Genomic DNA, 24,308 nt, shown 5'->3' on the forward strand with positions numbered 1-24,308 from the left:
TAACAGGTTGGCGATTCCCTGAGTAGTAAGTTGGTCTTTCTGTTCGTGCACAAGGGGCAATAACGTGGCCACGGCCTTGTTGAGCCCCGGTGTTCGCTCCTGCCCGTGGTCTACAAGTTTCGCCATGGCCCACAGCAGGTTGACAATGTCCTGAGCTTTCAATCGGTCCTTCAGTGCGTTCACGTGGGGCAACAGCGCGGCCACGGCCTCTTTGAACTCTGGTGTCTGCTCCTGCCCGTAGTCCAGCAGTTTCGCCATGGCCCACAGCAGGATGGCAATGCCCTGAGGAATAAATTGGTCTTTCTTTGCATTCACATGTGGCAACAGCGCGGCCACGGCCTCTTTGAGCCCTGGTGTGTGCTCCTGCCCGTTGTCCACCAGTTTTGCTATTGCCCACAGCTGGTTGGAGATTCCCCGGGCATCAATGTCCCGGGCTTGAGGTTGTTGGTTGCACTTGAATATGATTGCATCAAGTAGCGTTGACAATAAGGCAACCTGAGTGTGCCTGACACGCTCATCCACGGGTTTATAAGGGGTAAAAACACCCGCTGAAGTCAATGCATGAAGTGTGGTCGTAAGGCTTCGCCAGCCCCAACGCCGTGTTACGGTAAAATTTTGCAGAAAATGCATCAGCTGGCTTTGTTCCGCTCGATTCAACCGTCTTTGGGCAGCTGATGTGTATCGTTTAATTGAATTGGCATACAGACCGTGATTTCTCCCATCATAGCGATGACCGAAATGATCCGATTTACTCAGCAAACCATCCATTATTTCCTGTTTGATGAGAGCACTGAAATCTTGAACAGGGTTTACTGAACGGCTCTGTAGATATTGAGAAGTGTGTGCGCCAGAAGAATGGTGAAATTCATTGCGCCCCTGGGTAGTGCGTGGGGGATTATTCCATTGTTTGACTGTGGCATGTTTATATCGCCCATGCCTTGAAGATCTGGGATGGTTATCCGGATGGTTGTAATTTTTATCGGATCTTGCGTATTGACCACTGATACCAGCAGAGGTTCTATGCATAATTATATTTCATCAATTCATGAAAATATAAAAAACAGACTGCTGTTCTGTTCAGAAGTTCATTTTGCCGGAATGTGTACACGGTTCCGGAGTCATGATGAAAGGGAAGTGGTTAGTGCCTTTTTTTTCTTTTCCTTTTCTGTTTTTTGGTTTGTCTGTTTGCTTTTCTTAATTTTCTTCAACGGCTAAGTAACAATGACTTGAAGATTGCCACTTTTTATCGGCGGTAACGTTTGTCTCCTCTACCGATCCGATGTCAGGTGATGCACAGCCATGCCCTGGGGCGGGATGTCCAACCTGGTCTTTATTTGATCAATGCATAGTTTCATTGAATTCTGGCTACAAAGCTGGTTAGCCGGGATTTCAATGACCTCAAATCCTGATCTTTGCAGCAGTGCTATTTTAAGCAAAGTCGAACCATTCCTGATTTTAAAATCATTACTTACGTAATGAGACGGCCCCTGAATTTCAACAACCATGTTGTGTTCTGACAGTAGCAGGTCAACGGGAGGCAATGAGTTCAGGCTTTTTTCTTGTTCAATCTTCAAAGAGGGCATGCATGATTGGAGTTGATCGCAAAAGTCGGCTTGAGGTTTTGAAATGGTTGTCTGGTAATAGGGAACGATCGGACACGCTCTCCCAAGCCAACTGGCGGCCATGGCAATGCATGGCAATGGTGCGTTGATCCTTTTCATTGTCCGGGGATGTATTTTCCAGGCGAGTAAACAGGTCATCCATGTGCTTTTCAAGCACGTTATTTTTTTAATGGCATTGGGGGCCAGAGACAACCTGGCACAACATACCATTACTCCCCAGAGAAACATCAATATAAATTGTTGAGAGAGCTGAGGGTTGTCACTGAATCGGCAGAGGAACGATTCGAACGTAGAGGTAACCACGTGCAGCTCAACGAGTTCCCCCAGCTTCGCCATGGCCCACAGCAGGTTGGCGACTTGCTGAGGATCAAATTGGGCTTTCTGTGGGTTCACGTAGGGCAGCAGCGTGGCCACGGCTTCTTTAAGACCTGGTGTCCACTTTCCGTTTTCCACCAGTTTCGCCATGGCCCACAGCAGTTTGGCAATTGCCTGTGGTGTAAAGTTGGCTTTATTTGCGTGCACGTGGGGCAACAGCGCGGCTACAGCTTTTTTAAGTCCTGGTGTCTGTTGCAGGCCCTTGTCCACCAGTTTCGCCATGGCCCACAGCAGGTTGGCGGTTTGCTGAGGAATAAAGTGGTCTTTCTGTGCATTCATGTGAGGCAACAGCACGGCCACGGCCTCTTTGAGTTCTGGTGTTTGCTCCTGCCTGTTGTCCACCAGTTTCGCCATGGCCCACAGCAGGTTGGCGATTCCCTGGGCACCAATATTCCTGGCTTCAGGTTTTTGGTTGCACTTGAATATTATTGTATCCAGTAGCATTGACAATAAGACAGCTTGAGTATGCTTAACACGCTCATCCATGGGTCTATGAGGGGTAAAAACATCCGCTGAAGTCAATGCATGAAGTGTTGTTGACAGGCTTCGCCAACTTCAACTCCGTGTTACTGTAAAATTTTGCAGCAAACGTATCAGCTGGGTTTGTTCCGCTTGATTTAACGGTCTTTTAGCAGCTGACGTGTATTTTTTAATTGAATTGGCATACAGACCGTGATTTCTCCCATCATAGCGATGACCGAAGCGATACGATTTATTCACCAGATCATCCATTATTTCCTGTTTAATGAGGGCGTTAAAATCTTGAGCAGGGTTTACTGAACGGCTCTGTAGATGTTGAGAAGGGCATACGCCAGAAGAACGGTAAAATTCCTTACGCCCCGGGGTAGTGCGGGGGGGATTATCCCACTTTCTGACTGTATTCTGTCTATATTGTACGCGCCTTGAAGAAGTAGCATGGCCATCCGGCTGGTTGTAATCTTTATCGGATCTTGCGTATTTACCACTGATCCCAGCAGAGGTTCTGTGCATAATTATATTTCATTAATTCATGAAAATATAAACTACAGACTGCTGTTTTGTTCAGAAGTTCATTTTGTCGGAATGTGAACACGGTTCTTGAGTCATGATGAAAGGGAAGTGGTTAGTGCCTTTTTTTTCTTTTCCTTTTTCTGTTTTTTGGTTTGTCTGTTTGCTTTTCTGAATTTTCTTCAACGGCTAAGTAACAATGACCTGAAGATTGCCACTTTTTATCGGCGGTAACGTTTGTCTCCTCTATCGATCCGATGTCAGGTAATACACAGCCATGACCCTGTGGCGGTATGTCCACTCTGGCCTTTATTTGATCAATGCATTGTTTCATTGAATTCTGTCTCCAAAGCTGGTTAGCCGGGATTTCAATGACCTCAAATCCTGATTTTTTCAGCAGTGCTATTTTAAGCAGAGTTGAACCATTCCTGATTTTGAAATCATTACTTACGTAATGAGACGGTCCCTGAATTTCAATCACCATGTTGTGATCTGGCAGTAGCAGGTCAACGGGAGGCAATGAGTTCAGGCTCTTTTCCTGTTCAATCTTCAAAGAGGGCATGCGTGATTGGAGTTGATTGCGTAAGTTGGCTTGAGGTTTTGAAATAGTTGTCCGGTAATGGGGGATGATCGGACACGCTCTCCCCAACCAAATGGCAGCCATGGTAATGATTTGTTGATTCTTTTGATTGTCCGGGGATGTATTTTCCAGGCGAGTGGACAGGTCATCCATGTGCTTTTCAAGCACGTTATTTTTAATGGCATTGGGGGCCAGAGACAACCTGGCACAACATACCATTACTCCCCAGAGAGACATCACTATATCTTGCTGAGAGAGCTGAGGGTTGTCGCTGAATCGGCAGAGCAACGATTCGAATGTAGAGGTAACCACGTGCAGCTCAACGAGTTCACCCAGCTTCGCCATGGCCCACAGCAGGTTGGCGATTTGCTGAGGATCAAATTGAGCTTTCTGTGGGTTTACGCAGGGCAGCAGCGCGGCCACAGCTTCTTTAAGCCCTGGGGTCCACTCTCCGTTTTCCACCAGTTTTGCCATGGCCCACAGCAGGTTGGTGATTGCCTTTGGTGTAAAGTTGGCTGTATGTGCGTGCACGTGTGGTAACAGCGTGGCCACAGCTTTTTTAAGCCCTGATGTCTGTTGCTGGTCGTTGTCCACCAGTTTTGCCATGGCCCACAGCAGGTTGGCGATTTGCTGAGGATTAAATTGGTCATTCATTGCGTTCACGTGGGGCAACAGGCGGGCCACGGCCTCGATGAACTCTGGTGTCGGCTCCAGGCCGTTGTCCACCAGTTTCGCCATGGCCCACAGCAGGTTGGAGATATGCTGAGGAATAAATTGGTCTCTCAGTAGTTTTACGAGGGGTAACAGCGTGGCCATGGCCTCGTTGAGCCCTGATGCCTGCTCCTGTCCGTTGTCCACCAGTTTCGCTATGGCCCAGAGCAGGTTGGTAATATCCTGGGCATTGAATTGGTTTTTCTGTGCCTTCACGTGAGGCAACAGTGCGGCCACAGCTGTTTTAAGCCCTGGTGTCTGTTCCCGGCCGTTGTCCACCAGTTTCGCCATGGCCCACAGCAGGTTGGTGATTCCCTGGGCATTAAATTGGTCTGCCTGTGCGTTCACGTGGGGCAACAGTACGGCCACAGCTGTTTTAAGCCCTGGTGTCTGTTCCTGCCCGTTGTCCACCAGTTTCGCCATGGCCCACAACAGGTTGGCAATTTGCTGAGGAGTAAATTGGTCTCTGGTTGCGTTCACGTGGGACAACAGCTGGGCCACAGCCACGTTGAACTCTGGTGTCTGCTCCTGCCCGTTGTCCACCAGTTTCGCCATGGCCCACAACAGGATGGCGATATGCTGAGGAATAAACTGGTATTTCTGTGCGTTCACGTGGTGTAACAGGGCTCCCAGGGTCCCTTTGATCTCTGGTGTCCGTTCCTGCCCGTTGTCCACCAGTTTCGCCATGGCCCACAGCAGGTTGGAGATTCCCTGGGCATTAAATTGCTCTGTCTGTGCGTTCACGCGGGGCAACAGCGCGGCCACAGCTTTTTTCAGCCCTGGTGTATGCTCCTGCCCGTTGTCCACCAGTTTCGCCATGGCCCACAGCAGGTTGACGATTTGTTGAGGTATAAATTGGTCTTTCCTTGCGTTCACATAAGGCAGCAGAGCGACCACAGTACTGTTGAACTCTGGCATCTGCTCCTGCCCGTTGTCCACCAGCTTCGCCATGGCCCACAGCAGGATGGTGATATGTTGAGGTATAAATTGGTCTTTCTTTGCGTTCACGTGGGGTAACAGCGCGGCCACGGCCTCTATGAGCCCCGGTGTCTGCTCCTGCCCGTTGTCCACCAGTTTCGCCACGGCCCACAGCAAGTTGGCGATTCCCTGGGCATTAAATTGGTTTTTATGTGCGTTCACGTGGGGCAACAGCGCGGCCACAGCCTGTTTAAGCCCCGGTGTCTGTTCATGCCCGTTATCCACCAGTTTTGCCATGGCCCACAGCAGGCTGGCGATATGCTGAGAATCAAATTGGTCTTTCTGTGGGTTCACATGGGGCAACAGTGCGGCCACGGCCTCATTGAACTCGGGTGTCAGCTTCTGCCCACTGTCCACCAGTTTTGCCATGGCCCACAGCAGGTTGGCAATACCCTGTGGTTTAAAGTCAGTTTTCTGTGCGCTCACGCGGGGCAATAGCGCTGCTACGGCCTCGCTGAAATCGGTTGTCTGCTCCAGCCCGTTGTCCACCAGTTTCGCCATGGCCCATAGCAGGTTGATGATTCCCAGGGCATGAAGTTGGTCTTTCTGTTCGCGTACGATGGGCAACAACGCGGCCACAGCCTTTTTAAGCCCCGGTGTCTGTTCATGCCCGTTATCCACCAGTTTCGCCATGGCCCACAGCAGGTTGGCGATTCCCTGTGGATTAAAATTAGCTTTCTGTGCATTTACGCCGGTTAACAGCGCAGCCACGGCCTCTTTGAGCCCAGGTGTCTGCTCCTGGCCGTTGTCCACCAGTTTGGCCAAGGCCCACAGCACGTTGGCGATTCCCTGTGTTGTAAAGTTAGATTTTTGTGCGCTTACGTGGGGTAACAGCGCAGTCACGGCCTCTTTGAGCCCTGGTGTCTGCTCGTGCCCGTTGTCCACCAGTTTTGCCATGGCCCACAGCTGGTTGGCGATTCCCCAAGCATCAATATTACTGTCTTTAAGTCTTTGGTTGCTGTTAAATATTATTGCATCCAGTAGCGTTGACAATAAGGTAGCTTGAGTATGCTTAACACCCTCATCCATGGGGCTATGAGGGGTAAAAACACCCGCTGAAGTAAATGCATGAAGTGTTGTTGTCAGGCTTCGCCAATTCCAGCTCCGTGCTGCGGTAAAATTTTCCAGAAAACGTATCAGCTGGCTTTGTTCCGCCTGGTTTAACGGTCTTTTAGCAGCTGACGTGTATTGTTTGACTGAATTGGCATATAGACCGTGATTTCTCCCATCATAGCGATGACCGAAACGAGCCGATCTACTCAGCAAACCATCCATTATTTCCTGTTTGATGAGAGCATTAAAATCTTGAGCAGGGCTTACTGAACGGCTCTGTAGATATTGAGAAGTGTATGCACCAGAAGAATGGTAAAATCCATTATGCCTCGGTGTGGTGCGTGGGGGATTATGCCATCGTCTGACTGTGGCATCTCTATATCGCCCACGCCTTGAATATCCGGGATGGTCATTCGGCTGGTTGTAATCGTTATCGGATCTTGCGTATTTACCACTGATACCAGCAGAGCTTCTATCCATAATTACATTTCATCAATTCATGAAAATATAAAAAACAGACTGCTGTTCTGTTCAGAAGTTCATTTTGCTGAAATAGCGATAGACGTAACCGGTTGAGAGAGCACAACTACTCCTGATGTCAGCAATCCGTTATTTTCAAATCATCCGGAGGAAGATTGTTAGAACACATGGGTTCCACACCGGCATTCCTTTCCTGAAATGTGAAAACGGTTCTTGAGTCATGATGAAGGGAGAAGATTACTGGCTGTTTGTTCTCTTCCTTTTTCTACTTTTGGGATTGCATGCTTGCTCTTCTAAATGTTCTTCGGCGGTCAAGTCACAGTGATCTGCGGGCTGCCATCTTTTATCGGCGGTCACGTATGCCTCATCTGCCCAAGCTCTTTTAAGTGATCCAGAGCCATGCCCCCTCGGCGGGGTGTCTACTCTGGTCTTTATGTGATCAATATATCGTTTTATTGAATCCTGGTTATAAAGCTGGTTAACCGGGATTTCAATGACCTCAAATCCTGCTTTTTGCAGCAGTGCGATTTTAAGCAGAGTCGAACCATTCCTGGTGTTGAAATCGCCACTTACGTAATGGGACGGTCCCTGAACTTCAATAACCATCTTGTGATCTGGCAGTAGCAGGTCAACCGGCGGTAATGAGTTCAGACTCTTTTCTTCTTCAATCTTCAAAAAAGGAATACTTGATTGCAGTTGATTGCGGAAGTCGGATTGCGGTTTTGAAATGATGGTCTCGTAGTGGAGGATGATCGGGTACGCTCTGCCAAGCCAACTTGCGGCCATGGCAATGATGCGTTGATCCTCTTCATTGTCTGGGAAGGTATTTTCCAGGCGATTAAACAGGTCATCCATGTGTTTTTCAAGCACGTTATTATTGGTATTGGAGTCTAGAGATAACCTGGCACAGCAGACCATTACTCCCCAGATAGACATCAATATCGCTTGCTGAGAGAGCTGAGGGTTTTTACTGATTCGGCGGACAAGCGATTCGAACGTGGAGGTAACCACGTTCAGCTCAACGAGCTCGCCCAGTTTTGCCGTGGCCCACAGCAGGTTGGCGATATGCTGAGGAGTAAATTGGTCTTTCTGTGCGTTCACTTGGGGCAACAGCGCGGTCACGGCCTCGTTAAACCCTGGTGTCCGCTCCTGACCGTTGTCCACCAGTTTCGCCATGGCCCACAGCAGGTTGGCGATTTCCTGTGGTTTAAAGTTAGCTGTCTGTACGTTCACGTAGGGTAACAACGCGGCAACAGCCTCTTTGAGCCCTGATGTCCGCTCCTGTCCGTTGTCCACGAGTTTCGCCATGGCCCATAGCAGGATGGCGATATGCTGAGGAATAAATTGGTCTTTCTGTGAGTTCACGTGGGGTAACAGTACGGCCACGGCCACGGCCTCGTTGAGCTCGGGTGTCTGCTCCTGGCCGTTGTCCACCAGTTTCGCCATGGCCCAAAGCAGGCTGGCGATTTCCTGTGATTTAAAGTTAGCTTTCTGTACGTTCACGAGGAGCAATAACGCGGCCACAGCCTCTTTGAGCTCTGGCGTCTGCTCCAGCCCGTTGTCTACCTGTTTCGCCATGGCCCACAGCAGGTTGGCGATTTCCTGTGGATTAAAGTTAGCTTTCTGTGCATTCACTTGGGGCAACAGCGCGGCTACGGCCTCGCTGAGCCCTGGTATCCACTCCTGGCCGTTGTCCACCAGTTTCGTCATGGCCCACAGCAGGTTGGCGATACCCTGAGCATTAAATTGGTCCTTCTGTGCGTTTATGTGGGGTAACAGTGCGGCCACGGCCTCGCTGAACTCTGGTGTCTGCTTCTGTCCGTTGTCCACCAGTTTCGCCATAGCCCACAGCAGGTTGACGATATGCTGAGGAATAAATTGGTCTTTCTGAGCGTTCACGTGGGGTAACAGCGCAGCCAGGGCCTCTTTGAGCCCTGATGTCCACTCTTGCCCATTGCTCAACAGTTTTGCCATGGCCCACAGCAGGTTGGCGATATGCTGTGGAATAAATTGGTCTTTGTGTGCGTTCACGTAGGGCAACAGCGCGGCCACGGCCTCGTTGAGCTCTGGTGTCCGCTCCTGCCCGTTGTCCACCAGTTTCGCCATGGCCCACAGCAGGTTGGCGATATGCTGAGGGATAAATTGGTCTTTCTGTGCGTTGATGCGGGGCAACAGCGCGGCCATGTTCTCGTTGAACTCTGGTGTCTGCTCCTGTCCGTTGTCCACCAGTTTCGCCATAGCCCATAGCAGGTTGGCGATACTCTGGGCATTAAATTGGTCTTTCTGTGCGTTCACGTAGCGCAAAAGCGCGGCCACGGCCTCTTCGAGTTCTGGTGTTCGCTCCTGCCCGTTGTCGACCAGTTTCGCCATGGCCCACAGCAGGTTGGCGATTTCCTGGGGTTTAAAGTTAGCTGTTTGTACGTTCACCTGGGGCAACAGAGCGGACACGGCCTTTTTGAGCTCTGGTGTCCGCTCCTGTCCGTTGTCTACCAGTTTCGCCATGGCCCATAGCAGGTTGGTGATTTCCTGTGGTTTAAAGTGAGCTTTCTGTGTGTTCACGTGGGGCAACAGCGCGGCCACGGCCTCGTTGAGCCCTGATGTCCGCTCCTGCCCGTTGTCCACAAGTTTCGCCATGGCCCACAGCAGGTTGACAATGCCCTGAGCATTAAATCGGTCCTTCTGTGCGTTCACGTGGGGCAACAGCGCTGCCACACCCTCTTTGAGCCCTGGTGTCCGCTCCTGTCCATTTCCCACAAGTTTCGCCATGGCCCACAGCAGGTTGGCAATGCCCTGAGCATTAAAGTGGTCCTGCTGTGCGTTCACTTGGGGCAACAGCGCGGCCACGGCCTCTTTGAGCTCTGGTGTCCGCTTCTGTCCGTTGTCCACCAGCTTTGCCATGGCCCACAGCAGGTTGACGATATGCTGAGGAATAAATTGGTCTTTCTGTGCGTTCACGTGGGGCAACAGCGCAGCCAGGGCCTTTTTGAGCCCTGATGTCCACTCTTGCCCATTGCTCACCAGTTTTGCCATGGCCCACAGCAGGTTGGCGATTCCCTGAGCATCAATATCCCTGGCTTCAGGTTTTTGATGGCACTTGAATACTATTGCATCAAGTAGCGTTGACAATAAGGCAGCTTGGGTAAGCTTTACACGCTCATCCATGGGTTTATGAGGGGTAAAAACACCCGCTGAAGTCAATGAATGAAGTGTTGTTGACAGGCTTCGCCAACTCCAGCTCCGTGTTGCTGTAAAATTTTGCAGAAAACTTATCAGCTTGCCTTGTTCCGCTTGATTTAGTGGTCTTTTAGCAGCTGACGTGTATTTTTTAATTGAACTGGCATATTGACTGTGATTTCTCCCATCATAGGAATGACCGAAACGACCAGATGTACTCACCAGACCAGCCATTATTTCTTGTTTGATGAGAGCATTAAAATCCTGGGCAGTGTTTACTGAACGGTACTGTAGATATTGAGAAGAGCGTGTGCCGGTAGAACAGTAAAATTCATTACGCCCTGTGGTAGACCGGGGGGGATTATCCCATTGTCTGACTGTGGCATGTCTATATCGCCCATGCCTTGAAGAAGCAGCATGGTCATTCGACTGATTGTAATTTTTATCGGATCTTGCGTGTTGACCACTGATACCAGCAGAGCTTCTATCCATAATTACATTTCATTAATTCATGGAAATATAAAAAACAGACTGCTGTTCGGTTCAGAAGTTCATTTTTTACTTTTTGGTTTGTCTCTTTGCTCTGCTGAATGTTTTTCGGCGGTTAAGTTACAGTGTTGCCATCCTTTATCGACAGTTATACATAGCTCATCTTTACCCCGCTTTTAAATAAGTGATACTGAGCCATGTCCCTCTAGGAGGCTGACCGAGAATAGGCTTATGTTATCATAAGCCTCAAATTTTGTAGAAAACGTATCAGCAGGCTTTGTTCCGCCTGGTTTAACGGTCTTTTAGCAGCTGACGTGTATTGTTTAATTGAATTGGCATACAGACAGTGATTTCTCCCATCATAGCGATGACCGACACGCTCCGATTGACTCACCAGGTCATCTATTATTTCCTGTTTGGTGAGAGCATTAAAATCTTGAGCAGGGTTTACTGAACGGCGCAGCAGATATTGAGAAGAGTATGCGGCAGAAGAAGGGTAAAATTCATTTCATTAATTCATGAAAATATAAAAAGCAGACTGCTGCTCTGTTCAGAAGTTCATACTGATGAAATATCCGGGTTAAGTAATTGATACAGAACCATGCCCTTGTGCCCGGATGTCTACCCTGGTCTTTATGCGATCAATACACAGTTTCATTGAATCCAGGTTCCAAAGCTGGTTAACCGGGATTTCAATGACCTCAAATCCTGATTTTTGCAGCAGGGCGATTTTAAGCAGAGTCGAACCATTCCTGGTGTTGAAATCACCACTCACGTAATGAGTTGGTCCCTGAATTTCAATAACCATGTTGTAATCCGGCAGTAGCAGGTCAACCGGAGGCAATGAGTTCAGACACTTTTCTTCTTCAATCTTCAAAGAGGGAATGCGTGATTGGAGTTGTTCGCGGAAGCCGGTTTGAGGTTGTGAAACGACTATCCGGTAATGGGGGGTAACCGGACAGGGTCTCCCGAGCCAACTTGCGGCCATGGCAATGACGCGTTTATCCTCATCATTGTCCGGGGATGTATTTTTCAGGCGAGTAAACAGGTCATCCATGTGCTTTTCAAACACATTATTTTTATTGGCATTAGAGACCAGAAACAACCTGGCACAGCATACCATTACTCCCCAGAGAGACATCAATATTGCCTTGAGAGAGACATGAGGGTTTTTACTGATTCGGTGGACAAGAGGCTCAAACGTGGCCATAGCCACGTTCAGCTCAACGAACTCACCCAGTTTCGCCATGGCCCACAGCAGGTTGGCGATATGCTGAGGAGTAAATTGGTCTTTCTGTGTGTTCACGAGGAGTAACAGAACGGCCACGGCCTTGTTGAACTCTGGTGTCTGCTCCTGCCCGTGTTCCACCAGTTTTGCCATGGCCCACAGCAGGTTGGCAATAGCCTGGGGATTAAAGTTAGCTTTTTGTGCGTTCACGAGGGGCAACAACGCGGCTACGACCTCATTGAATTCTGATGATCGCTCCTGTCCGTTATCCACCAGCTTCGCCAGGGCCCACAGCAGGTTGGCGATACCCTGTGGTTTAAAGTTAGCTTTCTGTGCGTTGACGTGGGGCAACAGCGCGGCTACGGCGTCTTTTAGCACTGAGGTCATGTCCTGCCCGTTGTCCATCAGTTTTGCCAGGGCCCATAGCAGGTTGGCGATACTATGGGCAGTAAAATAGTCTTTCTGTACGTTCACGCGGGGCAGCAGCGCAGCCACAGCCTTGTTGAGTTCTGGTGTACGCTTTTGCCCATTGTCAACCAGTTTGGCAATGGACCACATCAGGTTGACCATTTCCTGTGTTTTAAAGTTAGCTTTCTGTGCGTTCACGAGGGGCAACAGCGCGATCACAGCCTCTCCAAGCCCCGGTGTACGCTCCTGTTCGTTGTCTACCAGTTTCGCCATGGCCCAGAGCAGATTGACGATATGCTGAGGAATAAATTGGTCTCTCTGTGCGCTCACTTGGGGGAACAGCACGACCACGGCCTTATTGAGCGCAGGTGTTCGCTCCTGCTCATTGTCCACCAGTTTCGCTATGGCCCACAGCAGGTTGGCGATATGTTGAGGAATAAATTGGTCTTTATGTGCGCTCACGAGGGGCAGCAGCGCGACCACGGTCATTTTGAACTCTGGCGTCCGCTCAAGTCCGTTGTTCACCAGTTTTGCCATGGCCCACAGCAGATTGGCGATTTCCTGTTGAGTAAAGTTAGCTTTGCGCGCGTTCACGCGGGGCAATAGCGCGGCCAGAGCCTCTTCGAGTTCTGGTGTCCATTCCTGCCCGTTGTCCACCAGTTTCGCCATGGCCCACACCAGGTTGGCGATACCCTGGGCATCAAATTGGTCTTTCAGTGCGTTCACATGAGGCAACAGCGCAGCCAGGGCCTCGTTGAGTTCCGGTGTCTGCTTATGCCCGTTGTCCACCAGTTTCGCCATGGCCCACAGCAGGATGGCGATATCCCGTGGTTTGAAGTTATCTTTCGATGCATTTATGTGGGGTAACAGCGCAGCTAAAGCCTGTTTCAACGCTGGTGTCTGCTGCTGGCCGCCGTCCACCAGTTTGGCCATGGCCCAGAGTATGTTGGCGATTTCCTGTGGTTTAAAGTTAGCCTTCTGTGCGTTTACATGGGGCAACAGGGTAGCCAGGGCTTCTTTGAGTCCTGGTGTCTGCTTCTGCCCTTTGTCCGCCAGTTTCGCCATGGCCCACAGCAGATTGGCGATTTCCTGTGGATTAAAATTGGTTTTCCGGGCGTTTACAAGGGACAATAGCGCGGCCACGGCCTGTTTCAGCTCTGGTGTCTGATCCTGCCCCAAGTCCACCATTTTCGCCATGGCCCACAGCAGGTTGGCAATTCCCTGAGTATCAATATACCTGGCTTCAGATGTTTGATGGCACTTGAATATTATTGCATCAAATAGCGTTGACAATATGTTCGCTTGAGTAAGCCTGACGCGCTCATCCATGGGTCTATTAGTGGTAAAAACACCTGCTGAAGTCAATGAATGAAGTGTTGTCGACAGGCTTAGCCAATTCCAGCTGCGTGCTGCGGTAAAGCGTTGCAGCAAACGTAGCAGCTGGCTTTGTTCAGCTCGATTTAACGGTCGTTTAACAGCTAATGCGTATTTTTTAATGGAACTGGCATATTGCCCGTGATTCCTCCCATCATAGCGATAACCGAAACGATCCGATTTTTTCAGCAGATCATCCATTATTTCCTGTTTAATGAGGGCATTAAAATCTGGAGCAGGGTGTACTGAACGGCACTGTAAATCTTGAGAAGAGCGTGCGTCATAAGAATGGCAAGATTCGTTACGCCCCGGGGTAGTGCGGGAAGAATGATCCCGCCGTCTGACTGTACCCTGTCTGTATTGCCCATGCCTTGAAGAAGCGGCATGGTTATCCGGTTGGTGATATTCATTACCTGACCTTGCGTATTTACCACGGATACCAGCAGTGCTTCTATCCATAATTATATTTCATTAATTCATGAGAATATAAAAAGCAGACTGCGATTCTGTTCAGAAGTTCATTTTGCTCGAATGTGAACATGGTTCAGGAACCATAATGAAAGGGAAGAGGTTATTACCTTTTTTTTCTCTTCCTTTTTCTTTTTGGTTTGCGTGTGTGCTGTTCTAAATGTTCTTCGGCCTTTAAGTAAGAGTGATCTGAGCATTGCCGTCCTTTATTGGCAGCAACGTTGGCCTCTTCTGTCCACCCGATGTTAAATGATACAGTGCCATGACCTTGTGCCGGGGTGTCTACCCTGGTCTTTATTTGATCAATACATCTATTCATTAAACCTTTGTTCCAAAACCCGTTAACCGGGATTTCAATGACCTCAAATCCTGATTTTCTCAGCAGTGCGATTTTAAGCAGAGTTGAACCATTCCGGGTTTTGAAGTCACCGCTGACGTAATGAGAGGGTCCCTGAACTTCAATAATAATGTTGTGATCTGGCAGTAGCAGATCAACCGGAGGTAATGAATGCAGACTCTTTTCTTCTTCAATCTTCAAAAAGGGAATGCGAGATTGGAGTTGATTGCGGAAGATGGTCTGATATTTTGAAGTGGTTGTCTGGTAATGAGGGGTGACCGGACATGGTTTTCCAAGCCAACATGCGGCCATGGCAAGGATGGATCGATCCTCTTCATTGACCGGGGATATATTTTCCAGGCGAGTAAACAGGTCATCCATATGCTTTTCAAGCACATAATTTCTATTGGTATTAGAGTCCAGAGCCAACCTGGCACAGCATACCATTACTCCCCAGAGAGACATCAATATGGCATGGTGAGAGAACTGAGGGTTGTAACTGATTTGGTAGACAAGGGATTCGAACGTAGAGGTAGCCATGTTCAGCACAACGAACTCACCGAGTTTGGCCATGGCCCACAGCAGGTTGGCGATTTCCTGTGGTTTAAAGTCAGCTTTCTTTGCGTTTACCAGGGACAGCAGCGAGGCCACGGCTTCGTTGATTTCTGGAGTCCGCTCCTGTCTGTTGTCCACCAGTTTCGCCATGGCCCACAGCAGGTTGGCGATAGCCTGGGCATTAAATTGGTCTTTCTGTATGTTCACCTGAGGCAACAGTGCGGCCACAGTTTCTTTGAGCCCTGGTGCCCACTCCTGCCCGTTGTCCACCAGTTTTGCCATGGCCCAGAGCAGATTGGCGATGCCCTGGGCATTAAATTGGTTCTTTTGTGCGTTAACGTGCGGCAACAGTGCGAACAGGGCCCCGTTGAACCCTGGTGTCCACTCTTACCCGTGGCCCACAAGTTTCGCCAAGGCCCACAGCAGGTTGGCGATATGCTGAGGAATAAACTGGTTTTTCTCTGAGTTCACGAGGGGTAACAGCGCTGCCACAGCTTCTTTGAGCCCTGGTGTCCATTGCTGCCCGTTGTCCACCAGTTTTGCCATGGCCCACAGCAGGTTGGCGATTCCCTGGGCATCAATATCCCATGCTTGAGGTTTTTGGTTGCACTTGAATGTGATTGTATCAAGTAGCGTTGACAATAAGACAGCTTGAGTAAGCTTAACGCGCTCACCCATGGGTTTATGAGGGGTAAAAACACCCGCTGAAGTAAATGAATAAAGTGTTGTCGTCAGGCTTCGCCAATTCCAGCTCTGGGTGACTGTAAAATGTTTTAGCAAACGTATCAGCTGGCTTTGTTCCGCTGGATTTAACGGTCTTTTTGACGCTGACGTGTATCTTTTAATTGAACTGGCATATTGCCCATGATTTCTCCCATCATAGCGGTGACCGAAATGATTCGATTTACTCACCAGATCATCCATTATTTCCTGTTTGGTGAGGGCGCTAAAATCTTCAGCAGGGTTTATTGAACGGTGTATTAGATATGGAGAGGGGCGTGCGCCAGACGAGTGGCAAAATTCATTGCGCCCCGGGGTAGTACGGGAGGAATGATCCCGTCGTCTGACTGTACCCTGTCTGTATTGCCCATGCCTTGAAGAAGCGGCATGATCATCCGGTCGGTTGTGATCATTGCTTGATCTTGCGTATTTACCGCTGATACCAGCAGTGCTTCTATCCATAATTATATTTCATCAATTCATGAGAATATAAAAAGCAGACTGCGGTTCTGTTCAGAAGTTAATTTTGCTGAAAAGTTTATAATTTTGCTTCCTTTTTCCATTTTCTGGCATCCTCGCTGCGGGCGCTATTCACGGTCAGCCTCCTAGCCTGGTCTTTATTTGATCAATACATAGTTTTATTGAATCCTGATTCCCAAGCATTTTAACCGGGATTTCAATGACCTCAAATCCTGATTTTTGCAGCAGTGCATTTTTCAGCAGAGTTGAACCATTCCTGGTTTTGAAATCACCACCCACGTAGTGGGACGATCCCTGAATCTCAATCACAATATTGTGATCTGGCAGTAGCAGGTCCACCGGAGGTAATGAGTTCAGACTCTTTTCTTCTTCAATCTTCAAAGAGGGAATACATGATTGGAGTTGATTGCGGAAGTCGGATTGAGTTTTTGAAATGATTGTCTGGTAATGGGGAACGACCGGACACGCTCTGCCAAGCCAGCTTGCGGCCATGGCAATGCTGCGTTGTTCCTCTTCATTATCCCGGGATGTATTTTGCAGGCGAGTAAACAGGTCATTCATGTGTTTTTCAAGCACGTGATGTTTATTGGCATGGGAGACCAGAGACAACCTGGCACAGCATACCATTACTCCCCAGAGAGACATCAATATCGCTTGCTGAGAGAGCTGAGAGTTTCCACTGATTTTGCAGGCAAGCGTTTCGAGCGTGGATGTAACCACGTTCAGCTCAATGAGCTCACCCAGTTTCGCCAGTGCCCACATCAGGTTGGCAATATGCTGAGGAATAAAGTGGTCTTTCTGTGCGTTTACGTGGGGCAACAGCTCGGCCACGGCCTGTTTGAGCCCTGTTGTCTGCTCCTGCCCGTTGTCCACCAGTTTTGCTATGGCCCACATCAGGTTGGCGATTTCCTGTGGTTTAAAGTCAGCTTGCTGTACGTTCACGTGGAGTAACAGTGAGGCCAGAGCTTCTTTAAGAAGCTCTGGTGCCCACTCCCCGTTGTCCACCAGTTTCGCCATGGCCCACAGCAGGTTGGCAATACCCTGTGGTTTAAAGTTAGCTTTCTGTGCCTTCACGAGGGACAACAGCGCGCCCACGGCTGCTTTGAGCTCTGGTGTCTGCTCCTGCCCGTTCTCCACCAGTTTTGCCATGGCCCACAACAGGTTGGCGATACCCTGGGCATTAAATTGGTCTTTCTGTACGTTCACCTGGGGTAACAGCGCGGCCAGGGTCTCATTGAACTCTGGTATCCGCTCCTGCCCGCTTTCCACCAGTTTCGCCAAGGCCCACAGCAGGTTGGTGAAATTCTGAGGATTAAATTGGTCTTTCTGTGCGTTCATGCACGGTAACAGAGCAGCCACAGCCTCTTTGAGCCCTGGTGTCCGCGCCTGCCCATTCTCCACTAGCTTCGCTATGGCCCACAGCAGGCTGGCGATTTCCCGTGGTTTAAAGTCAGTTTGATGTAGTACGTTCACTTGGAGTAACAGTGAGGCCAGAGCTTCTTTAAGAAGCTCTGGTGTCCACTCCCCGTTGTCCACCAGTTTCGCCATGGCCCACAGCAGGTTGGCGATATGCTGAGGAAGAAACTGGTTTTTCTGTGCATTTACATGGGGCAACAGCGCGGCCACTGCTTCTTTGAGCTCTGGTGTCTGCTCCTGACCGTTGATCACCAGTTTCGCCATGGCCCACAGCAGGTTGGCGATGTGCTGTGGTTTAAAGTTACCTTTCTGCGCATTCACGCGGGGCAACAGCGTGGCCACGGCTTCGTTGAGCTCTGGTGTCTGCTCCAGCCCGGTGTCTATCAGTTTCGCCATAGCCCACAGCAGGTTGGCGATTTCTTGTGGGTTAAAGTTAGCTTTCTGTGCATTCACTTGGGGCCACAACGCAGCCAGGGCCTCTTTGAGCTCTGGTGTCCACTCTTGCCCGTTGTCCACCAGTTTCGCCATGGCCCACAGCAGGTTAGCGATATGCTGAGGAATAAATTGGTCTTTCTGTACGCTCACATGGGACAACAGCGCGGCCACGGCCTGTTTGAGCCCTGGTGTCAGCTCCTGCCCGTTGTCCAACAGTTTTGCGATGGCCCATAGCAGGTTGGCGATTCCCCTGGCATCAATATTCCTGGCTTCAGGTTTTTGGTTGCACTTAAATGTTATTGCATTAAGCAGGGTTGACAATAAGTGAGCTTGAGTAAGTTTAATACGCTCATTCATGGGTTTATGAAGGGTAAAAACACCTGCTGAAGTAAATGAATGAAGTGTGGTCGTCAGGCTTCGCCAATTCCAGCTCCGTGTTGCGGTGAAATTTTGCAGCAGACGTATCAGCTGGCTTTGTTCAGCTCGATTTAACGGTCTTTTAGCAGCTGACGTGTATTTTTTAATTGAACTGGCATATTGACCGTGATTTCTCCCATCATAGCGATGACCGAAATGATCTGATTTACTCACCAGATCATCCATTATTTCCTGTTTAATGAGGGCATTAAAATCTTGCGCAGGGTTTACTGAACGACGCTGTAGATGTTGAGAAGAGCATGCGGCAGAAGAATGGTAAAATTCATTACGCTTCGGGGTAGAGCGGGGGGGATTATCCCACTGTCTGACAGTACTCTGTCTATATTGAGCGCGCCTTGAAGAAGCAGCCCGGTTATCCGACTGGATGTCATCATTACCTGGTCTTGCGTATTTACCACTGATACCAGCAGAGCTTCTATCCATAATTATATTTCATCAATTCATGAAAATATAAAAAGCAGACTGCGGTTCTGTTCAGAAGTTCATTTTGCTTAAAAGTTTATAATTTTGCTTCCTTTTTCCATTTTCTGGCATCCTCGCTGCGGGCGCTATTCTCGGTCAGCCTCCTAGCCTGGTCTTTATTTGATCAATACATAGTTTTATTGAATCCTGATTGGAGTTGATTGCGGAAGTCGGATTGAGGTTTTGAAATGATTGTCTGGTAATGGGGGACGACCGGACATGCTCTGCCAAGCCAATTGGCGGCCATGGCAATGCTGCGTTGATCCTCTTCATTATATTGGGATGTATTTTGCACGCGAGTAAACAGGTCACCCATGTGCTTTTCAAGCACGTGATTTTTATTGGCATTGGCGACCAGAGACAACCTGGTACAACATACCATCACTCCCCAGAGGGACATCATTATCGTTTGCTGAGAGAACTGTGAGTTTTCACTGATGCAGACAAGCGTTTCAAACGTGGATGTAACCACATTCAGCTCAACGAGCTCACCCAGTTTCGCCAGGGCCCACATCAGGTTGGCGATATGCTGAGGAGTAAAGTGGTCTTTATGTGCTTTTACGTGGGGCAACAGCGCTGCCATGGCCTTTTTGAGCTCTGATATCAGCTCCTGCCCGTTGTCCACCAGTTTTGCCATGGCCCACAGCAGGTTGGCGATATGCTGAGGAGTAAACTGGTCTTTTTGTGCGTTCACGTAAGGTAATAGTACGGCCACAGCTTCTTTAAGCTTTGCTGTCCAATGCTCGTTGTCCATCAGTTTCGCCATGGCCCACAGCAGGTTGGTGATACCCTGTGGTTTAAAGTTAGCTTTCTGTGCCTTCACGAGGGACAACAGCGCGGCCACGGCTTCTTTGAGCCCTGATGTCTGCTCCTGCCCGTTCTCCACCAGTTTTGCCATGGCCCACAACAGGTTGGCGATACCCTGTGGTTGAAAGTTAGCTTTCTGTGCTTTCACGTGGGGCAACAGCGTGGTCACCGCCTTGTTGAGCGCCGGTGTCCACTCCTGCCCGTTGTCCACCAGCTTTGCCATGGCCCACAGCAGGTTGGCGATATGCTGAGGAATAAATTGGTCTGTCTGTTCGTGAATATGCGGCAACAACGCGGCCACTGTGTCGTTGACACTCTGGTGTCTGCTTCTGCCCGTTGTCCACCAGCTTCGCCATGGCCCAAAGAAGGTTGACGATTCCCCGGGCATCAATATCCCGGGCTTGGGATTTTTGGTGGCACTTGAATATTATTGCATCAAGCAGATTGGACAGTAAGGCAGCTTGAGTAAGCGTGACCTGCTTATCCATGGGATTATGGGGGGTAAAAACACCCGCTGAAGTCAATGAATTAATTGTTGTCGTCAGGCTTCGCCAACCCCATCGCCGTGTTATTGTAAAATTTTGCAGTAATCCTATCAGCTGGTTTTGTTCAGCCCGATTTAACGGTCTTTTAGCAGCTGACGTGTATCTTTTAATTGAATTGGCATATTGACCGTGATCTCTCCCATCATAGCGATGACCGAAACGCTCAGATCTACTGTTCAGACCAGCCATTATTTCCTGTTTGATAAGGTTAATAAAATCTTGAGCGGGGTTTACTGAACGACGCTGTAGATGTTGAGGAGAGCATGCGCCAGAAGAATGGTAAAATTCATTACGCCCCGGGGTAGAGCGGGGGGGATTATCCCACAGTCTGACTGTACTCTGTCTATATTGCGCGCGCCTTGAACAAGCAGCCCGGTTATCCGGTTGGATGTCATCATTACCGGGTCTTGCGTATCTACGACTGATACCAGCAGAGCTTCTATTCATAATTATATTTCATTAATTCATGAGAATATAAAACGCAGACTGCGGTTCTGTTCAGAAGTTCATTTTGCTGAAATTGTCTATAGACGATCCTGTGGTGGTATGTCTAACCTGGTCTTTATTTGATTAATGCATAGTTTCATTAAATACTGGCTGCAAAACCGGTTGACTGGGTACGTGGCCCGTAACTGCGACAAATCTTCATAGAATCTCCATAACCATTTGATTGCATCAAGAAAAAATGAATTTTCTTACGAAAGACCCAGATCGCAGTTTGATAAAACGATCGTTACACCAAATGGAAAAAACCTTTACCACTGGTGATTAACGCCTGTCTGCTGTCAGGAGCTTTTGGATTTGGCGCGCTCAAAATGGCTGATATGTCAGATATCGAGCTGAGCCAGTTACGGTCAATTCGGGAAGACTTTATTCGTATTGATACTCTGTGTGCGGCTAATGATATTGTCAGCAACCATATTCATTCACGGCCGATTTTCAAACAGTCGAATCTCATGAACGAAAAGGTACTGGCAGATGCACACGGGCAAAATTCGCAACCACCGATAGCACTATTCAGTCACGCTATTCCAAAAAGTACCTGGGCAAAGGGCGAGGTATATCGCTTTACAACTTACTCGCCAATCATGTCGCCGTTAACGCCAAGAATATCGGCCTGAATGAGTATGAAGGCCACTCCCTGTACGACATGATCTACAACAACAAAACCGATATTGATATCCATATGATGACAAGTGATAACCATTCGTTGAACAAGCTGAATTTTGTGGCACTGGACTCTATAGATGTAGTGACCATCTCCGGGGTTTTACAACGTAGTACGCCCACCTTCATCAGGCTTTTGATGGCTCTTAAATCCAGCTCAACATGCCACCGGGCCAGATAAAGGCTGACAATTTCTGACCGTGGATATTGTTCAGAATCCAACGGCGTAGTGACGATAATGCGTTTTTTATTTTTGATCACCCTGATTGTCAGTTCATCAGGCACCCAATGATCCTAGTACTCACGGCTCATCCAGTCTGGGCGTGCCGGTTTGGTCAGGTGGATTAGCCCGTCTTTCTTCTACAGCTTCTGGTCACATTGCCTGAAGTCTACATGTCGGGCTCTATTTTTCTCACAGACCGCATCAATGTCGCCTATCTGGAGCAGCGCGAGTAGAAAGTAATTTTCAAAAATGGTATCACCCAGAACGATGTCACCGGCTTTAAGCTGTCCCACCAGTTGCCTGAATAGCGTGACTTCGCCAGTTTGTTTGCCTTTGTAGGGAGCGACCGCGTAGGCCAGTAGAGCACCACTGCCTACTGCCGTGAGAGCTTCTATTCTCAGGAGCGGATTTCCAACCTCTTTTTTTGCGAACCATATTGAGGGTACGTTTTCTGATTCTCGGCTGTGTCTGGCATGGAGAGCGTCGAGCCATCGACAATGACGACTCTGCGATTAAACCAGAGCCACGACTCCAGGCTGGCACTACCGAGGTTATTACCGGATTGAGTCAGGAGTGTCATGAGACTCTCTTCCGTGAGGCGCTGCCTTGCATTGCAGTAGCTACTGCTGCCGGTTTTATTGGGTTCGCGTCCCATGGCTATCTGATCTCGTGTATCAGCGATCAGGGTATTACGGAAGGACTTATTCTAACTGGCCACCTGGTGCATAAACAGACTGAGAGTCTTTAATGGCGGGAAGGCCCTGACTCTTCCGCCTGTATACTGTAGCTGAAAATTCCCAAGGTTCTCTTTGGTTAGTACGTCTGAGAACCTGTCACACCCCGCCAAAGCGAATTGGCGGAGTAGTTCGTCTGCGAGGCGGAGGTATTCTGGGCTAAACTTGGTCATGGCTCACTCGAGGAGAGTTTGAATACTCATGACTTTTATAATCGTTTTTATTCTTGAGCAAGCCTTGGTATTTCAGGGGTGAAGGCTTAAGTCAGTGCCATTGCCATTGAAGTATATCTACATAGTGCCTGTCAGAAAACCCATCAATTTTAGTCATCAGCTCAGTCGGTCATCAGGCAGTCAGCAAGATTTGATCGTACAGCCAATTATTTCTTGCCATATCTGACAGGTATGTTTAAAAATCACACAAAAACCTTATTCTGCTGGTATACAGAAGCCTCATGCTCCGCATGATTGTGAGAGTAGACGTCAATCGGTCCGTCGATAACTACTGCCGATCCCGTTCCAGCAGGATTTTACCCAACCGGTTCAGGTTGCTGCCCAGGACAGCGAGGGCGACATAGCGCTTGAAGGCGTCAATCCCTTTATCCGGACACTTGTCGAGGCCATGCGCCTCCAGTGCGTTGATATCCGACTCAACAGCAGAGTGTTTACGTTTTGCCCGGACAAATTCCGGGTGTGACTCCCGTTTCTTATCCTTTGCCGAGAGTTTTCCCTTCTTGGGGAGCACCGCCCGGTCCAGAAGGGTTTCCAGTTTTTCAAGTTTTGCCTTCTCGGCCACGGGAGCCGCTACCTGGTCATCGGTTTGTTTTTCCATCACCTGCTGATGCAGGGTAAAACCAAACTGATCCTGCAGAACGCAAACACGCAGACCAAGCTCTACAAGAACCCCGGCCTTACATTTGCTGATCCACTCGGTATGGGGCTCAAAAAGCGAAAACACTTTCTCGGCATGAGGAATGGCTTCATGTTCAACCACCCGGCGATAAATCAAGTAAACTGGTGCCTTGCATGAAGTATCCAGTAGTGGAGGTTCTCAAGCCTTGCCTCATCAGAGTGGCGCTTTGCCAGCACCGACTGTGTGAGTTCCGCCTTGCGTATGATCTTGAGGCTGTACTTCAGGTATTCCGCGTGCGCCATCTCAATATCATGCTGGCGCAGGCTTCGTTTGGTCTCGCAGTCCGCTGTGGAGTGCTTCAGGTTCCGCACTTTGTGATAGCACTTCATGTGCTGTCTCTTCAAGTAGTCATGCTGCCGCCATAAAGGCTCTTTGTCGTCACAGGCTAACGCCGATGCAAACTCAATGATTTTACGGCAAGCGTCGCTCAGGAGGCTGATGTCAGTAGGGAAGTGAACGTTAGTCTTGACGACAAACGAATCGGCACGGCCATGTAGCGGCTCATCTTTTTTTTAACCAGCTGGTGACCGGCAGCCACCACGACCTGGTTGACCTGATCCAGTATCTCTGGCGTGAACAGGCTGATGTTATCCTGCAGTGTCTGGATGTGGTAGGAATGTGTGCAATATGGCCCGTGCCCGAGCATTTTCCGTAACGTGCCATGTTCATTGGCCAGCTCCTGCAGCCGGTCGTAGTCGCAGTTGGTGACAAGGCGCAACGTGCCGAAAACCAGTACTTTCCAGAGGTCCATGCCAGGGCGACCATTGTTCCGATTTGCGGGTATCATGGTTTCAAGTACCCGAAAAACCTGATTTCGCAGCTCCAGATCGGTCCAGATATGCTGCAAAGCCCGGAGCAGGCGGGGAATGTCGTCTCTCGACTTGGGGTTGAATGTGATGGCGGAGATATCGACCTCGCCCAACTGCATTTGTGGGTTGATGGCTTGACGCATAAGCTCAGAAATAGCCTGTTTGGAAAATCTTCAAATGATATATATGGCTTCAGGTCACTGTTTTCATAGTGTTAGGGTTTCCGGACAGGCACTACATAGTTCAATAATATGCGTTTTAATTTTCATAAAAATGAAATCAAAGCAAGAAGAATTTAATGTTTTAATCTTGAAAGTATACGTATATGTACGTATAGTGCA

15 protein-coding genes and 1 pseudogene are annotated in these 24,308 nt (G+C 49.1%); 2 read left to right on the forward strand and 14 right to left on the reverse strand.

Annotated features, from left to right (window positions below):
• From ACO6V1_RS00005 to ACO6V1_RS00055, 11 genes are all read right to left on the reverse strand, one after another.
• The coding region (locus tag ACO6V1_RS00005) for a hypothetical protein (RefSeq protein WP_422465333.1) at nucleotides 1-1,026 on the reverse strand (1,026 nt) is incomplete at its 3' end.
• Nucleotides 1,027-1,268: 242 nt separating this feature from the next.
• On the reverse strand, nucleotides 1,269-2,483 hold the full coding sequence (locus ACO6V1_RS00010) for an RAP domain-containing protein (protein ID WP_422465335.1): 1,215 nt from the start codon (nucleotides 2,481-2,483) through the stop codon (nucleotides 1,269-1,271).
• 69 nt (nucleotides 2,484-2,552) lie between these two features.
• A complete protein-coding gene (locus ACO6V1_RS00015) occupies nucleotides 2,553-2,987 on the reverse strand; it encodes a hypothetical protein (RefSeq protein WP_422465336.1) in 435 nt (144 codons plus the stop codon).
• A 112-nt stretch (nucleotides 2,988-3,099) separates the two neighbouring features.
• On the reverse strand, nucleotides 3,100-6,786 hold the full coding sequence (locus ACO6V1_RS00020) for a DUF1601 domain-containing protein (protein WP_422465338.1): 3,687 nt from the start codon (nucleotides 6,784-6,786) through the stop codon (nucleotides 3,100-3,102).
• 237 nt (nucleotides 6,787-7,023) lie between these two features.
• The gene (locus ACO6V1_RS00025) at nucleotides 7,024-10,452 is read right to left on the reverse strand and encodes a DUF1601 domain-containing protein (RefSeq protein ID WP_422465340.1); all 3,429 of its coding nucleotides are present in this window, start codon (nucleotides 10,450-10,452) and stop codon (nucleotides 7,024-7,026) included.
• Nucleotides 10,453-10,678: 226 nt separating this feature from the next.
• Entirely contained in the window at nucleotides 10,679-10,843 is a 165-nt protein-coding gene (locus ACO6V1_RS00030) for a hypothetical protein (RefSeq protein WP_422459216.1), read from the reverse strand.
• 186 nt (nucleotides 10,844-11,029) lie between these two features.
• On the reverse strand, nucleotides 11,030-13,918 hold the full coding sequence (locus tag ACO6V1_RS00035) for a DUF1601 domain-containing protein (RefSeq protein ID WP_422465342.1): 2,889 nt from the start codon (nucleotides 13,916-13,918) through the stop codon (nucleotides 11,030-11,032).
• 115 nt (nucleotides 13,919-14,033) lie between these two features.
• Nucleotides 14,034-15,167, reverse strand: a complete 1,134-nt coding sequence (locus ACO6V1_RS00040; RefSeq protein WP_422444809.1) for an RAP domain-containing protein — start codon at nucleotides 15,165-15,167, stop codon at nucleotides 14,034-14,036.
• Nucleotides 15,168-15,206: 39 nt separating this feature from the next.
• Nucleotides 15,207-16,001: a hypothetical protein gene (locus ACO6V1_RS00045; protein WP_422444811.1), complete on the reverse strand. Its 795-nt coding sequence runs from the start codon at nucleotides 15,999-16,001 to the stop codon at nucleotides 15,207-15,209.
• 135 nt (nucleotides 16,002-16,136) lie between these two features.
• A complete protein-coding gene (locus ACO6V1_RS00050; protein ID WP_422465344.1) occupies nucleotides 16,137-18,731 on the reverse strand; it encodes a DUF1601 domain-containing protein in 2,595 nt (864 codons plus the stop codon).
• Nucleotides 18,732-18,894: 163 nt separating this feature from the next.
• Nucleotides 18,895-19,866 (reverse strand): DUF1601 domain-containing protein, encoded by a 972-nt coding sequence (locus ACO6V1_RS00055; RefSeq protein WP_422465346.1) that lies wholly within the window; start codon nucleotides 19,864-19,866, stop codon nucleotides 18,895-18,897.
• 1,020 nt (nucleotides 19,867-20,886) lie between these two features.
• Here ACO6V1_RS00055 and ACO6V1_RS00060 point away from each other — a divergent pair.
• Nucleotides 20,887-21,243 (forward strand): Tn3 family transposase, encoded by a 357-nt coding sequence (locus tag ACO6V1_RS00060; RefSeq protein WP_422444817.1) that lies wholly within the window; start codon nucleotides 20,887-20,889, stop codon nucleotides 21,241-21,243.
• Complete coding sequence (locus ACO6V1_RS00065; protein WP_422446121.1) at nucleotides 21,165-21,470, forward strand: Tn3 family transposase; 306 nt, start codon at nucleotides 21,165-21,167, stop codon at nucleotides 21,468-21,470. The genes ACO6V1_RS00060 and ACO6V1_RS00065 overlap by 79 nt, the downstream gene beginning before the upstream one ends.
• A 179-nt stretch (nucleotides 21,471-21,649) precedes the next feature.
• Here ACO6V1_RS00065 and ACO6V1_RS00070 read toward each other — a convergent pair whose 3' ends face one another.
• The 3 genes and pseudogenes from ACO6V1_RS00070 to ACO6V1_RS00080 all read right to left on the reverse strand — a co-directional run bounded on the left by ACO6V1_RS00070 (nucleotide 21,650) and on the right by ACO6V1_RS00080 (nucleotide 24,110).
• Nucleotides 21,650-21,805 (reverse strand): hypothetical protein, encoded by a 156-nt coding sequence (locus ACO6V1_RS00070; protein WP_209278884.1) that lies wholly within the window; start codon nucleotides 21,803-21,805, stop codon nucleotides 21,650-21,652.
• Nucleotides 21,806-21,909: 104 nt separating this feature from the next.
• A complete protein-coding gene (locus ACO6V1_RS00075; RefSeq protein WP_422444819.1) occupies nucleotides 21,910-22,167 on the reverse strand; it encodes a hypothetical protein in 258 nt (85 codons plus the stop codon).
• Nucleotides 22,168-22,747: 580 nt separating this feature from the next.
• Nucleotides 22,748-24,110, reverse strand: a pseudogene (locus ACO6V1_RS00080) (ISNCY family transposase).
• Nucleotides 24,111-24,308 lie beyond the last annotated feature (198 nt).

This window comes from Endozoicomonas sp. ALC013 (assembly GCF_049310205.1).
Lineage (GTDB): Bacteria > Pseudomonadota > Gammaproteobacteria > Pseudomonadales > Endozoicomonadaceae > Endozoicomonas.

What these genes read in the sequence shown, in the direction of transcription:
- ACO6V1_RS00010 (WP_422465335.1), bottom strand. Translation starts at nt 2,483, where the DNA reads ATGGATGAGCGTGTTAAGCATACTCAAGCTGTCTTATTGTCAATGCTA.
- ACO6V1_RS00015 (WP_422465336.1), bottom strand. Translation starts at nt 2,987, where the DNA reads ATGCACAGAACCTCTGCTGGGATCAGTGGTAAATACGCAAGATCCGAT.
- ACO6V1_RS00020 (WP_422465338.1), bottom strand. Translation starts at nt 6,786, where the DNA reads ATGGATAGAAGCTCTGCTGGTATCAGTGGTAAATACGCAAGATCCGAT.
- ACO6V1_RS00025 (WP_422465340.1), bottom strand. Translation starts at nt 10,452, where the DNA reads ATGGATAGAAGCTCTGCTGGTATCAGTGGTCAACACGCAAGATCCGAT.
- ACO6V1_RS00035 (WP_422465342.1), bottom strand. Translation starts at nt 13,918, where the DNA reads ATGGATAGAAGCACTGCTGGTATCCGTGGTAAATACGCAAGGTCAGGT.
- ACO6V1_RS00045 (WP_422444811.1), bottom strand. Translation starts at nt 16,001, where the DNA reads ATGGATAGAAGCACTGCTGGTATCAGCGGTAAATACGCAAGATCAAGC.
- ACO6V1_RS00050 (WP_422465344.1), bottom strand. Translation starts at nt 18,731, where the DNA reads ATGGATAGAAGCTCTGCTGGTATCAGTGGTAAATACGCAAGACCAGGT.
- ACO6V1_RS00075 (WP_422444819.1), bottom strand. Translation starts at nt 22,167, where the DNA reads ATGGGACGCGAACCCAATAAAACCGGCAGCAGTAGCTACTGCAATGCA.